12 protein-coding genes are annotated in these 13,796 nt (G+C 33.7%); all 12 read right to left on the reverse strand.

All coding sequences use genetic code 11. The annotated features are described in order from the left end of the window. Positions 1-388 precede the first annotated feature (388 nt). The gene (locus L3049_RS09500) at positions 389-1,342 is read right to left on the reverse strand and encodes a collagen-like domain-containing protein (protein WP_275109568.1); all 954 of its coding nucleotides are present in this window, start codon (positions 1,340-1,342) and stop codon (positions 389-391) included. Between the two features lie 111 nt (positions 1,343-1,453). Further along, complete coding sequence (locus L3049_RS09505; protein ID WP_275109569.1) at positions 1,454-2,047, reverse strand: Yip1 family protein; 594 nt, start codon at positions 2,045-2,047, stop codon at positions 1,454-1,456. 21 nt (positions 2,048-2,068) lie between these two features. After that, positions 2,069-2,839 (reverse strand): TIGR00266 family protein, encoded by a 771-nt coding sequence (locus tag L3049_RS09510; RefSeq protein ID WP_275109570.1) that lies wholly within the window; start codon positions 2,837-2,839, stop codon positions 2,069-2,071. Positions 2,840-2,896: 57 nt separating this feature from the next. Beyond that, positions 2,897-3,415 carry a DUF3592 domain-containing protein gene (locus L3049_RS09515; protein WP_275109571.1) on the reverse strand — a complete coding sequence of 173 codons (519 nt, stop codon included), beginning with the start codon at positions 3,413-3,415 and terminating at the stop codon, positions 2,897-2,899. A gap of 25 nt (positions 3,416-3,440) precedes the next feature. After that, positions 3,441-4,508 carry a hypothetical protein gene (locus L3049_RS09520; RefSeq protein WP_275109572.1) on the reverse strand — a complete coding sequence of 356 codons (1,068 nt, stop codon included), beginning with the start codon at positions 4,506-4,508 and terminating at the stop codon, positions 3,441-3,443. A gap of 191 nt (positions 4,509-4,699) precedes the next feature. Next, positions 4,700-5,233: an outer membrane beta-barrel protein gene (locus L3049_RS09525; protein WP_275109573.1), complete on the reverse strand. Its 534-nt coding sequence runs from the start codon at positions 5,231-5,233 to the stop codon at positions 4,700-4,702. 41 nt (positions 5,234-5,274) lie between these two features. Next, complete coding sequence (locus L3049_RS09530) at positions 5,275-5,805, reverse strand: hypothetical protein (RefSeq protein WP_275109574.1); 531 nt, start codon at positions 5,803-5,805, stop codon at positions 5,275-5,277. 7 nt (positions 5,806-5,812) lie between these two features. Continuing rightward, complete coding sequence (locus tag L3049_RS09535; protein ID WP_275109575.1) at positions 5,813-7,027, reverse strand: hypothetical protein; 1,215 nt, start codon at positions 7,025-7,027, stop codon at positions 5,813-5,815. Positions 7,028-7,038: 11 nt separating this feature from the next. Then, entirely contained in the window at positions 7,039-7,641 is a 603-nt protein-coding gene (locus L3049_RS09540; protein WP_275109576.1) for a RasGAP domain-containing protein, read from the reverse strand. Positions 7,642-7,692: 51 nt separating this feature from the next. Further along, a complete protein-coding gene (locus L3049_RS09545; RefSeq protein ID WP_275109577.1) occupies positions 7,693-8,355 on the reverse strand; it encodes a hypothetical protein in 663 nt (220 codons plus the stop codon). Between the two features lie 46 nt (positions 8,356-8,401). Continuing rightward, positions 8,402-10,111: an OmpA family protein gene (locus tag L3049_RS09550; RefSeq protein WP_275109578.1), complete on the reverse strand. Its 1,710-nt coding sequence runs from the start codon at positions 10,109-10,111 to the stop codon at positions 8,402-8,404. Between the two features lie 608 nt (positions 10,112-10,719). Then, positions 10,720-13,593 carry a tetratricopeptide repeat protein gene (locus L3049_RS09555; RefSeq protein ID WP_275109579.1) on the reverse strand — a complete coding sequence of 958 codons (2,874 nt, stop codon included), beginning with the start codon at positions 13,591-13,593 and terminating at the stop codon, positions 10,720-10,722. Positions 13,594-13,796: the final 203 nt, after the last annotated feature.

Raw genomic sequence — 13,796 nt, forward strand, 5'->3', positions numbered from 1 at the left:
TAGATATTAGGTACAGATAAGGTTATATAATAGCCAATAATAGAATATACAATGCAATATACGATACCTTTCTCCCCTCTCTTCCTACTTCTAATCTATCATCTGGTAAAGGTAGTCGAGCTGACTTTTTTCGTAACTTCCTCGCTCTCTACCAAATATAATAATTTAAACGAATAATTCATATTCTTTCACATAACGAATTCCAAATATAAATAGAAATAGATTCAGACTTGCTTATCTTTTATTAGGATTTTCAATTGATACAGGGATTTTGAAAAAATCTTAAATTTGGTCTAATTCAGAATATTTCCGATTCTACTTTTATTTTTCAAATAAAAAAAAGGGCATCCCTGTTAAAGAATACCCTTTTTGAGCTATACTAACTAAACTATCTTACCAATCCCATCTCTACTGCAACCGACTCAAAACCTATTTGATCATTTGCTTTAGACATTACTTCGTCAGCTAACGCGCCAGTAATGATAACTGCTCTGTATTCAAAAGTAGCTTTTGCTAACTCCTCTTCTGCATTCGCAAAAGTGAATAACTCACGAGCCATATATATTTTTTCTTGTCCTCCAATTATAAAAGACTCCGTTAAAAGGTTACCCATTGCTGTTTTGCTAGTACTTGGCAATAAAATTGCGCGATCATTTGCAGAGATTCGGTAAATCAAAACAACACCACTTTCAACAATATCATCAGTTATTTTATCATATAAAGAAATACGATCATCGTAAATGTATAATACATCCTTCTCCTCTGTCAAAATCCAATTGCTCTCATAAATACTAAATACATAAGACTTTACGTTTGCATTTCCATCAGCACCTTTCATTTCTAAGCCAGCACCCCACAAAGTCTGTCCATCCAATACAATATCAGCCTTAGGACCATATAAAACAGAATTCTCTTTGTCTAGATAGTAATCTCCTTTAACACCTATACTATTGTCAGGTACTCCCATCCCAGATAAAGTTGTAGATCCATCAGAACCGTTTGCTCCATCCGTACCATTGCTTCCATCGGCACCTTTCAAAGAAAATTCATCTGTATCTGTCCAATTGTCATTGTTTACCTTAGGGCCATACAATATTCCCGTTGCCAAATCAAGACAATAGTCACCTACTACTCCAACTGTAGCTTCTGGTTCACCTTCTCCACTATACATTTGACTACCATCATCTCCTGCTGGTCCTACTGGTCCGGCTACTCCCTGTTCTCCTTGATCCCCTTTTGGACCAATAAGTCCAGCTTCTCCATCATCACCACTACACGAAATCATTGAAATACTAAGCGCTAAAAAAGCGATAACGAAAAAATAAAGTTTACTAGTTTTCATTTTTTTTGTAATTTTAAAATGATTAATAAATTGGAATTAAAGAGATCTTGCGTGATTTTTAACTCCTGATATTTAATTACTTCCGGAGGTTACAGCCTCCGGATTTTTTATTTAATAAGTATTTAAGCCAATTGCGAGTAGAACTGCTCCAATAACAAGCGACAACAAAACAGACACCGCGATGACAACAATAAGGCTAACAACAAAATAATTTGTCTTTTTATCTTCAGCCACATTGGTTACCGGAACAAATCCTAAATAAAGAATGTACAAACTGTAAATTCCTGCAACTAAGCCTAAAATCGACAGGCTAGGCACCATGTAAAAAACTCCTGCCAACCAACTTGGTGTATAAGCATATCCGACTAACTTGACTGCATTTGGCAAACTAACATGAGTGTGAAAGCTTGCCGCCAATTTATGAATGCAAAAAGCACTAATTAATACGCCTAAAAAAGCACCTAAGAATGCCAAAATAGCTTGATGCAATCCCCAACTAAACGAAGCAACCTGAAAATAACTGCCCATTCCAATCAATCCATATCCAATAAAGGAGGCAATGGTTGGAATCAAAACAAGAGGAAGAATATAGCTTGTTAAAAAATCTTTGAGCTGAATTTCTTCATTGCTGATTTTTTCCCAAGCCGCTTTAGGATTAACAATTACAAGCTTAACTCTGTCGATTAAATATTCGATGTTTATCATTTTTTTAAGTTTAGCCTGCTGTTACGATTCCAATAAACTGTTCAAAATTCCATTACTACTTTCTTTTTGGCTATTTGAACTCCCTGTACTCAATTGACTTATCAACTTGTTAATTGGCATTGATTGCAACCATACTTTTCCTGTTCCTCGCAGCGTTGCTAAAAACAATCCTTCTCCTCCAAAAACCATCGACTTTAAATTACCAGCTTGTTCTACACTAAAATCGATACCTTCCTGAAATCCAACCACACAACCAGTATCCACTCTTAAGGTTTCTCCATTTAAGTCATGCTCTATTAAAGTTCCTCCTGCATGAATAAAAGCTTTACCATCTCCTTGTAATTTCTGAAGAATAAATCCTTCTCCACCAAAGAAACCAGCTCCCAATTTACGGTTAAAGTGCATGCTGATTTTAGTTCCTAAGGCAGCACATAAAAAGGCATCGCGCTGGACAATTACCGTTCCTCCCATTTGCTCTAGATCCAATGGTACAATTGTTCCAGGATAAGGAGCTGCAAATGCAACCTGACTTTTACCAACACCTTGATGAGTAAAATGAGTAATGAAAATTGATTCTCCTGTGATCTTGCGAGAAGCCGCAGAAAGAAGTTTACCAAACAATCCTTTTTCAGGTTCTGAACCATCACCCATTTTTGCTTTAAAATCAATTCCCTCTTTCATGTAAAGCATCGCTCCAGCTTCTGCAATTACCGTTTCATTTGGATCCAATTCTATTTCTACCAATTGAATATCGTGACCTTTAATTGTGTAATCTATTTCGTGTGATTTCATGAGTTTTTTGTTTTAAGGTTTTTTATCTATTTGAGTTATTAACAAGTTGTTGATATCCTAATTTTTCATACTTACAAAAAGCGCAAGCATTAACAATCCAACTTTTTTAAGTACTTGTAAAAGCATCAACAAGCCAACAAGACAGAAAAGAAGTGGACCATAGGTTATCACGTAAGTAAAAAAGCCAGCACCTGGCTCTAACATCGAAATACTAGGCGCTTCGGAATTGTAATAAACAGTTACCAATTCTCCTTCTGGATATTTGCTTAATTCCTTATCTACTTCGGAAAAACTACTCGTACTGGTCGCGATCGTTGAGATTCTATCTCCTGTATAATTTTCACCTTGCACTGTGTAGGCATATGATAAATCGACACTATACATCTCAGTACCATCGCTTATTGAACTTCTTATGTCAGAGAAATTTACAATCCCTTGAACTGTTGGCCAATCTTTAGATGCATTTGCCTCATCTACAATCGTCTGGCTTACATGATTGTAAAAAAGCCATCCTCCAACGATAAAAATGAGCGCGAAAATAAAACTGGCAAAAATTGAACTTTGTTTTGATTCCATGATTGTGCGTTTTAATTAGATTTCTCTAGAAATGAAATTCATTAAAAATTGAAAGCATCTCACTTTTACTTTTTTCAGTACTTGATACAAGAATAATGTAGGTGTCGTAATTTGAAATATCAACGATTAACGAAATGCCATCGTCATCATCCATTTTACCATACATACATTTCTTTCCTTTGTAAGAAAAGCTTTCTAAATTTCCCATTTGACCAGGATTTCCATTCTTACGAGAGGTAGCTGCCACAGCTAGGTTTTCGCTCATTCCTTTCATAAACATAGCGCTGTACGTACCGTTGGTATTCATTACCATCATTTTTCGGTAGCTGTTGTACTCAAACCCATTGGCTAGCTTCTCAAATTTGCTATACGGATATTTCACAGGAACTAAGTCCATATCCTCATCATCATCACCATAATCCTCGTCTTCGAAGCTACCGCTATCCATACCACCAAACATTTGTTGTTGATATTGACTTTGATCTTCGTAAGTTATATTTGAAGGAGGAGTGAATTTACTTTTTGAGATACTGATATTTTTATCAAACTTAACAGCTCTTTCCATAGCTTTTATGCCCAACATTTTGGCATCTGATTTTAAGGTAACGCCTTTATAAACCCAGCATTTTGCTCCCATCAACTTTACAACTTCACATTTATTTCCTAAAACATTCTCTGTTCCAATAATCTCACCACCCAAACCTTCTAAAAGATCTTTTCCCATCTTTTGTTTTTCAGCTTCGGTCATATTCTCAGTCATTTTAGCCATTTCCTGATAATAAGGAAGGTTTCCTTTCTGTCCCGTATTCTCAATTAAATTAGCTGACCAAAACTGTTTACCATTCATAATAAGAATATCATGCGTTTTGGTTTCGGTTTTCATTCCAAACATCTTAGTTACACTTACCGATTTGGTTTCCGTTCTAGATAAACTTCCATAGTTGTCCCACCAGATTGATTTGGTGCCCGTAGTATTTCCACTTAATTCGTACTCAACATGACCAGATTTAACGGCATATTGTTGAATTTTCTGTTGTGCACTACTAGCGTAGCTCAACATCCAACAAGTTAAAATCAGAATTGTTTGTTTCATGGTTTTTTGATTTTTTATTAAACGGTTTTTCTATCTGTGAAAACAAGAATATGGTAGTGGAATAAATTGCTAAAAGTTTTAATAACTTCCTGTTTGAATCTATGGTTGAAAGGTTTTTTAAGGTTGTAAAGTGAATTGTTTAAAGACCAAACAGGAAGTATTGATAACTGTATGTAGTTATTTACAATTATTTAAAAATGATAAAGTACACCTACGCCAGCTGATAAATAGTTAGCATTACCAATAGTATATTTCAAATCTGCGTTAAAATACATCTTATCAGAAATGGCGAAACGACTACCAACACCAATGTTTACACCAACATCACTACCAGAAGCATCTAAATCTGATAAGCCACCGAACATTTCATCAAGCTCACTACTTCCAGAACTTACACCGTCCATTTTGAATTTCCAGAAAGTCACATTTAAACCACCAATAGCATAAAATGTACTTTTGTCATCTGATGAAAACACATAATGTCCATCAAAATCTAATGTAGACCAGTTTACATTGTTCTTCTTGAAATAGTAAGTAAATGCAGGAGCAATTTCCCATGTATCACTTGCCAAATAAACACCCTTAGCTTCAATACCCATTGTACTGATATCTGTAGCATACTTAAGACCAGCTCCGGCCATAATTTTTGAGTCTTGTGCTTGAGTTGTTAGGCTGAAAAATACTGAAAGCACAGTTGCGCATACTAAAATTAACTTGTTTCTCATTTTGATTACTTTTTACTAGTTATTAAAAAATTTAATTAGGCTTATAGAATTTCCACTTCGACATCTACCAAGGCAGTTGTTTCGATTTTGAAACTTACTGGCTGCTCGGTAACTGCACCTGTGATTGTAATTTGTAGTTTTTTATTCAGTAACAATGTGTTTGCAATTGCATCTAATTGTTCTGTTGTGAAATTCACGAAAAGAGGTTGATTTAAAGATACCGTTGGAATATCGAAGTCGAAATCCAAGTCTGGTACACTAACATTTAAAGATCTCACCTCACCACCAGTTAATTCAGTAATTGTACAATTTACTGATGTTACATCAACAGCTTCAAGCTTGTTTAAATACTCTTTAATCTCACTTATATCAGCAAAATCGAGATTAATTGTTTCTGAGAATGGAAAAGTTTCTTCCATTTTTAAACTGGCTGTTTTAACGGTATTAACCGTTACTAATGTTTTCTTCGATAATTCGATATCATAGAAATCTTTTGTCTTTAAATCTTTTACTTTATCACAAGAAGTGAATCCAATTACAATTGCGAAAAGAATAAATAATGATTGTTTCATAGCTTACTTATTTAGTATTAATAGATTTCAATTCATATATATGATAATGCCCAAACATGCCTTCTTTATCTTCAATAATCTTAGCATATACTCCTGGCTTATCGTTAATCATCCAAAGTTTATATCTCTGTTCGCTCGATCCTGTCGATTCAACAACTGTACAATTGTAAGTACCCGAAACAGTTTCTAAATCTTCTTTTCCTACAACTCGAAAAGATTCCTCTCCGAGTGGAAAAAATTGATTCCCGTAACTCATATCCAATTTGTTTGGTGGTAGTTGAGTATCGTCAGGCAAATTGTATCTATCGTATCCATAAAAAATAAAATCGATACTTAGCGTTTGTTCCTCTTTATCGGCCTTTACATCGGCAATCAATTCCTTAGTTTCAAAAACGTCTGTGCCTTCAACTAATGTTGAAAAATTGTATTCTAATTGGCTTGTGTTAACTAAGGACATCAACATTTCAAAAGAATCTGTCCATGGTAATTTTCCTTCTTCACCATCATATTTATAGTTCCCATTTTCATCGAAAAAATCATCTTCCGTAAAATTCAATCTTTCAATCATACTTGAGTTATCAGCTAACTTTCGAATGATAATTTCCTCTCCTGAATTTTCTAAAAGCAATTCATTTTCATTGATTTTATGAATTTTGTTTTTACCATTAATCTTTATGCGTCGAGAAAGGACTAACAGACTTTTTTCTTGCTCATTATAAATCCACATTCCACCATTTGTCGATTCCATTCCTGGTTGTTTCTCTATAAGGGTAAAACTATCTGGAGCTTCAAAAGTCAAGACTTTTGTTACATCTTCATTTTCCTCATCAGCAAATTCCCAAGACCCGATAAGACCAGATTCAGAATTTTGCTTAGCTATTAGATCCATATCGAGCTTGGATAGAAACCATTTTTCACCACTCTTTTCAAAATTTAAATTCTTCTGATTAAGGCTTATGATCTTGCAATCTCCTCCAAAATCTTTATCCATGCTTGACTCCATAATCAACTTCTCTTCTTTCTTGTTATGCGACCATGTGCCTACATTAATTCCTTGCGTTATTACAGATCCTTCGGCATTATATTCCAACACAAATAATGGTTCATGTACTTTATCTCCTACAACTATTTTAGTAACCAACCAGCTACCTTCAACTTCTTGAGCATTAGCAGAAACGGCCAATACCATTATTGCTATTAATAAAAATGTTAACTTTTTCATTTTCTTAAAGATTAATGTGTATTTCCTAAAGTCTTCATCAAATCATCATAAGCAGCCTTAATTTCACTTTCACTTAACTCAGGCTTCATTTGTTTGGCTTTTTTTCTAAAATCACCATAAGGAATAAGGTTCGGATTCGTTTTAATTTTCTCAGCTTCTTTTTCTGCCTCTTTCATCAACTTTTCGATCTCTGGCATCGAATCTTCAAATAGCTTTTCGGCCTTTTTCAATTCTTTCTGCAGTTCACTTTCAGTATCTGAACTCGGCTTAGTTGCTTCTTGTTTTCCAATATTTTTATCTGCGTTGATGTAGGCATTAATGAATTGAAAAGCATCCTCTTTGCTTAAACCACTTTTATCATTCTTCACCTCATCCATTACACCCATTTGATTTAAAAGTTGATCAAAATCATTTTGATCAGGTGCTTTTGTGCTGTCCTTTTCATCGTACTTTAAAAGAAAATCGATCAGCGGTTTTGCAGCGTCAATATTTTCTTTGTTCGCCTTCATGTAAACTTCCTGGATTTTATCTCCCTCGTCTTTTTTCTCCTCAGTTTGAGCGAATAAAGAGCTATATGCCATAAGGCAAATCATGATGATAAAAGCTTGTTTCATAGCTGTATCTTTATGGATTAAAAATGCACTTGAATTTAGAATACTGATGACTTACAAATCATTAATATCTTTCATTGGAAAGTCTGGTAAATCGAAATAATTATCAGCTACAGGAATATCAAAACGGATACTTGTTGCCTCCTCTATAATTGTGATTCCAGCCAGATTGGTAACCACTTTTAGCGTTAAACCTTTGTAAATCCATTGCTTTATGCCCAAAAGCTCCCATACTTCACAGTCGTAGCCTAAAACTTTTTCATTAGCTAACTGAACACCACCCAATTTTTCTAACATTTCTTTTCCAGCTTCCAAAGCATCTAAATCATTCTGACGCATGTATTCAATTAATGGATCATCTTTGGTAATAATATAGCCTTCCTTGTAATCAACTACATATACTTTTTGATTGTCAATCTTATATGTATTATGAGCATCTTTTGTTGTTGATTCCTCAGTTCCATCTGGCAGATAAGTAATAACCGTTTCACTACTTAATTCATTTTTCAATTCAAGTGCTCCCCATTTGTCGAAATACAATTGGTTGGTACCCGAGCCATTTACATAAGGACCCGAAATAGCAGTAGCATAGGTAACCATTCCCGATTCTACATTGTATCGCTTAATATCTTTACTTTCCAAATCATCATCTTTATCGCACGCAACAAATGCAGTAACAAAAAATAATATGCTTAGGTACTTTAATGTGTTCTTCATAATTCAGTTTATTATTGATATATTTCTTATTCTAAATTCAAGTTTATTAGTTTGGAACGACATAAAAACCTGTATTTTCCATTTGTTCAATTTTAGCCTCTTTGGCCCCTGATCTGCTCAACCAAAAATCTTCTTCTGAGCTCATTAAATTCTCTGTGTTTCCTTCATCCAAATCACAAGTGTAGGTTCCGCCAATTTCCAAGTTATTCGACTTACTGTGCACAGATCCATCATCATTGTAGGTAACATATCTAACAGTCAGTTTATAGTTGTCATTTTCATCAACATTCAGTACCTCCATTTTACCGAGATTCCCATCTGAAGTACCATAAATGATTGTTGTTCCATTCCCCAAAACAACTCCTGATTGATTCGCAACTTGAATGTTTCCATTTTCTAAGCTTCTCATTTTGGTATCAATGGCATTTCGATCTAATGAGTTAAAAATTGAATTACTTGATGAGTTTGAATTAGAAGAAGCAGTATTGCCTTCTGTTTTCACGAATTCAACACGTCTGTTATTGGCTTTCCCTTCGCTGGTGTTGTTATTGTCAATAGGTTTACTTTCTCCAAATCCAGCATAGCTTAATCGGTTGGAAGAGATTCCCATCTGAATCAATTTCTCCATTACCACCTTAGCTCTTGCTTCAGATAATCTTTTATTTGATGCATCATCCCCATCACTATCGGTATGTCCTTCAATACTAAAGTTAAGGTCAGTTTGTTTCTGCATCAATTGAAATATTTTGTTTATGGCTCCCATGCTTTCAGGTTTAATTGTAGATTTTCCTGTGTCGAAACGAATTCCATTGCAAATAATCTTACCATCTTGTAGAATACGATCGTAATATTTTACACCACCTTTAGCAATGCGAATGTTTTTTATGTATTTCTCGTAATCAGATGATGAATATTTTTCCATTTCAATCGTCAATCCTGTTGGATTACTTTCGTAATGAGGAATATTTATCAATCTGGTGTCATCCATATAAGCCTTTAGTTTACCTTTTGTAAAAGCAACTGATATATGACGCCAACCTCCAATATCATCTCTGTTTCCTCTATTTTTACCAGGATAATTAGCAGAACTTTCACCTAGCGTTAAGCTATTCACATATATGTATAATGTTTTATTGCTATCATTCCTTTGATTTTTTTTATCGAAAAAATTTATAAAATATCTTCCTGAGGATCCAGCACTAAAAAAAGCATCAAATTCAATCGTAAATACCTCTGGCAAATAGTCCTCTTTCGAATTTTTTAAATAAGGAACAATCGATCCATGCTCTATTGAATAGATAACATTTTCACCATCTACTTGAGCGATCTCAACATTTCCTTCCTTTAAATCCCATCGGCTTGGAAATTCACCATTTTCTTCCATTATATTAGGACCATCCTCAAAAATGACCTTGTCACCAGGAACGAAATCAAATTTATTCCAAACCACATTTGGCTTATTTGGTTTTCTCGTTTCAATATTCTCTTTTGAATTAGAAGAATTTTGATTCGCATTTTCAGCTGCTTCTTTCTTTGCTTCAGCTTCCTGTTTCTTTTTCTTCTTCTTCTTCTTACCAAAGAGACGTCCGAGACCTTCTTCTAATTTATCAAAGCCTTTATCAATTCCTTTTTCTATTTTTCTATTAGTTCGTTTTGTGCCTTGTTTTTTAGCAACTTTTTCGGGATCTACAATTTGTGCATTTAGTATTGTAATACTTAGTGTAAATAATAAAGAAAGAAAGACTAGTTTTTTCATGAGTTCATTTTTTGGTTTTGATTACAATGTAAATGTATGGCGGGTTTACATTTTTAAATAGAAGCTATGTTTCAAACACAAGCATAGATGTTCCAAGCATTAACTATCAGCCTATTATGAGCCTCCAAATAAACAATAATCATTAAATCGGGAACATTTATTATATTCTATAAAATTCTCTAAATTTGAAATAAGGGAACAAGAATCCGCTCATCACCATCAACGCAACTCATTCAACAACTGCACTTTAATGCGTATTAAGAATTAATTTATCAAGAAAATAATTAGCTATAAATAAGGAATGCTAAAAAGAAGTATTACAAATGTTCCATCTAATTGTACAAATGTTCCAATCACTAAATATCAAACAGTTACAAGAGTCACATTACAATTATCGCATAAGTAGGAGAAAATTGAAATTGCAAATTATCGACAGAAATCACTTTTACAAATAAAAATTAGTACTCGTATTCTTCTAAAATGAATTCCATATATAGAATCAAAAATCAACCTACTAATCCTTTTGAATAGGTAGCTAGCCATAAAATCAAGGCACAAAAAAAATGGCTCACGATAGGTGAGCCATTTTAAATTAGTACATTTTTTTTCTAGCTATTAACTGTATGTTCTTTCATGTATTCAGAAGGAGTACAGCCTTGAATCTCTTTAAAACATTTCGAAAAATAGGAAGTATCATTAAAACCTGTTGAGTAACAAACTTCGCTAATACTTATTTCTGGTTTTAAGAGTAGTTCGGAAGCTAATTTAACGCGCTGAGTTCGAATAAATGCAGTTGCAGATAAACCAGTCAATGCCTTTAACTTACGATGCAATTGGGTTCTACTCATACACGTTAATTCGCAAAATTGATCGACAGAAAAATCAGGATCGGGTAAATGCTTCTCTAACACTTCTTGTAAGCAAGTGGCAAACTTTTCCTCTTCCGATTCGAAAACCAAGTTTAACGGATTTATTACCAATTCCTTTTGATATTTCTCTTGTAATTCTTTTCGAGTACTTATCAACCTTTCCACTTTAACCAACAAAGCCTGAGCATTAAATGGTTTCACAATATAATCATCAGCACCAGAATTTAAACCATCCAATTCATTATCATCTCCCACTTTAGCAGTTAATAAGATAATCGGAATGTGATTGGTTTTATGGTCTGATTTTAAAGATGTACATAGCTCTACGCCACTAATATTAGGCATCATCACATCCGAAATAATTAAATCAGGAATATAGTCAAATGCCATTTTTATTCCTATTTCCCCATCTTCGGCTTCTAAGACCTTGTATTTATGAACAAAGTAAGTTTTGATGTACTTTCTCATGTCAGGATTATCCTCAACAATAAGAAGTACTGGAAGATCAGCTAATTTCTTTTCTGTTTCTACTTCCTTATTATTAGGCGCTTCTATAATTTCTTGAACAGGCCCTTGAACAATTGGAACTAATGATATTTCACTCGATTTAAAGTGTTCTTTTGTAGTTGGCAACACCAAGCTAAATTCGATTATTTGACTATTGGAACAACTTACTTTAATAGGAGCACGATATAGCGTACAAAGTTCTTTAACCAAAGACAATCCAATACCTGTTCCTTGCGTTTCATTTTCTCCTGCGCGATAAAAACGATCGAAAATATGCGACAATTCTTCATTTGTAAGTGTACAACCAGAATTACGAACTGCAATTTTTAAGTGATCGCTATAAGCGATAACATTTAGCTGAACCTCTCCATTGCCAGGAACAAATTTAAAAGCATTTGAAAGTAAATTTGTAATGATAATTTCAACAATATTTCGATCGAACCAAACTTTTCCAGAATCATTAACCTCTAACTGGTAATTGATATTCTTCTCGGATGCTTGGTAGCTAAACGAATTTGATATCCCTTTCAATATGGTGGCCAAATCACCTTCTTGGGCTGAAATTTTAAATTGTCCTGCATCAATCTTCGACAAACTCAACAATTGATCAACCAGAGATAACAAACGGTCTGAGTTTCTTAATATCAGACTTAAATCATTTCGATCATCATCGCTTTCTGATTTTCTTAATTGCTTTTCAACTGGCCCTTTTATAAGCGTTAAAGGAGTTCTAAATTCGTGAGAGATACTACTAAAAAATTTCGATTTCATTTTACTGATACTTTGCAATTCTCGCGTAACTCTTTGCTTGTTTTGGTATCGGTAGTAAAAAAATGCCGCTAAGCCTCCAAATAATAAAAGCAATACGCCAAATTGATTTCTTTGCATTTTCTTCGACTCACCAATCAATTGATTTCGAGTGTTAAGCAATTCAATTTGTTGTGTTTTTTTCTCCGATTGGTACTTGAACTCCAAATCGTTAAGAACCTGTGAAGTCTCTGAATTGTATAGGGAATCGGTGTAAATTTTAGTTTGTAATAAAGAGTTACATGCCTCCTTATACCTTTCTGTTTCAGAATAAACATTGTAAAGCGTCTGATTACATAGAATTAAATTATCAAGAGAATGAATTTTTTCTGCAATCGCCCTTCCTTCCAACAAATTCTTTTCTGCCTCTTTATAGCGTTTTAATTTAGCGCAAGCAGTTCCATGATGAATTAAAATTGCACTCAAATATCGTTTGTCTTTTATCTCTCGCTGAATGCTTAAAGATCTTTCAAAATGAGAATAAGCCTCAGAATAGTTCTTTAATGACATATCAACTTGCCCAAGAAGTTGGTAACAAATCCCCTGACTCATAGGGTAGTTTCGTTTCTTGGCTAAATCTAAACACTTATGTATGTAATAATTAGCTGAATCGGTTTCATTAAGAAACATATATGCTTCTCCTACATTTCCATAACTCAACTCTAAATGAAAACTATTTTCGCTACTAATTCCATATTTTAGCGATTCCTTAAAATAGGAAAGTGCCTTTTTGTACTCTTTTTGTACCAAATAAATGTTGCCAATACCATTTTCGGCAATTGCTTTTCCATATAAATTATTACTGTATTTGGTACTGTTTATCGACGAAACAAAGTAGTTAATTGCTTCTTGATTTTGATCGGTTTTACGACAAACAACGCCCAACTCGTTATAAATACGTCCAATTTGATAATGATCTTCATTCTTATGAGAATAAGGCAAAGCTTTTTTATAATAATATTTAGCCGAATCGTAAACATGCTGGTACCTGTGATTCACGCCTAATCGGTAATAGATCTCAGGTAAATTTATACTGTCAATATCTACTTCTATTTTCTTTCTAAGAATTTCTAGGTAATCACCATATTCACTTTTGAATAGTTTTCGATTCCTTACAACCAATTTTATTGCTCTCTCAGAATCCTTAATTTCACCTTTCTCAAAAAGCAAATCTTGAATCTCAATTTTTAAACTATCTAGGTTCTTGTATTTAGGAACCTTCAACTTATCCTGTGAAAAAAGATTTCCCGAAAAGGATATGAATAAAAAAACGAAAGAAAACTTCGCAAGAAAGTTCATTATATTGTTAGTTAAATAAATAGTCATTAGCACAATAAAATAAATACATGAAAATCAAATGCACACATCCCAACATCAATCACCACAAACAATCACAACGCATTATTAATTAACGAATTTATAACATTCAAAACGCAGATGCAAATAAACATTACAACTTAACAAAACAATAATCTTAGTACCAGCACAAATATCACTTTAAA

The organism is Labilibaculum sp. DW002 (assembly GCF_029029525.1).
In the GTDB taxonomy this organism is placed as follows: Bacteria; Bacteroidota; Bacteroidia; order Bacteroidales; family Marinifilaceae; genus Paralabilibaculum; species Paralabilibaculum antarcticum.

Bases quoted from the DNA above. Each gene is read 5' to 3' on its own strand.
- L3049_RS09510 (WP_275109570.1), bottom strand. From the start codon at position 2,839: ATGAAATCACACGAAATAGATTACACAATTAAAGGTCACGATATTCAA.
- L3049_RS09505 (WP_275109569.1), bottom strand. From the start codon at position 2,047: ATGATAAACATCGAATATTTAATCGACAGAGTTAAGCTTGTAATTGTT.
- L3049_RS09545 (WP_275109577.1), bottom strand. From the start codon at position 8,355: ATGAAGAACACATTAAAGTACCTAAGCATATTATTTTTTGTTACTGCA.
- L3049_RS09555 (WP_275109579.1), bottom strand. From the start codon at position 13,593: ATGAACTTTCTTGCGAAGTTTTCTTTCGTTTTTTTATTCATATCCTTT.
- L3049_RS09500 (WP_275109568.1), bottom strand. From the start codon at position 1,342: ATGAAAACTAGTAAACTTTATTTTTTCGTTATCGCTTTTTTAGCGCTT.
- L3049_RS09550 (WP_275109578.1), bottom strand. From the start codon at position 10,111: ATGAAAAAACTAGTCTTTCTTTCTTTATTATTTACACTAAGTATTACA.
- L3049_RS09515 (WP_275109571.1), bottom strand. From the start codon at position 3,415: ATGGAATCAAAACAAAGTTCAATTTTTGCCAGTTTTATTTTCGCGCTC.
- L3049_RS09530 (WP_275109574.1), bottom strand. From the start codon at position 5,805: ATGAAACAATCATTATTTATTCTTTTCGCAATTGTAATTGGATTCACT.
- L3049_RS09520 (WP_275109572.1), bottom strand. From the start codon at position 4,508: ATGAAACAAACAATTCTGATTTTAACTTGTTGGATGTTGAGCTACGCT.
- L3049_RS09525 (WP_275109573.1), bottom strand. From the start codon at position 5,233: ATGAGAAACAAGTTAATTTTAGTATGCGCAACTGTGCTTTCAGTATTT.
- L3049_RS09540 (WP_275109576.1), bottom strand. From the start codon at position 7,641: ATGAAACAAGCTTTTATCATCATGATTTGCCTTATGGCATATAGCTCT.
- L3049_RS09535 (WP_275109575.1), bottom strand. From the start codon at position 7,027: ATGAAAAAGTTAACATTTTTATTAATAGCAATAATGGTATTGGCCGTT.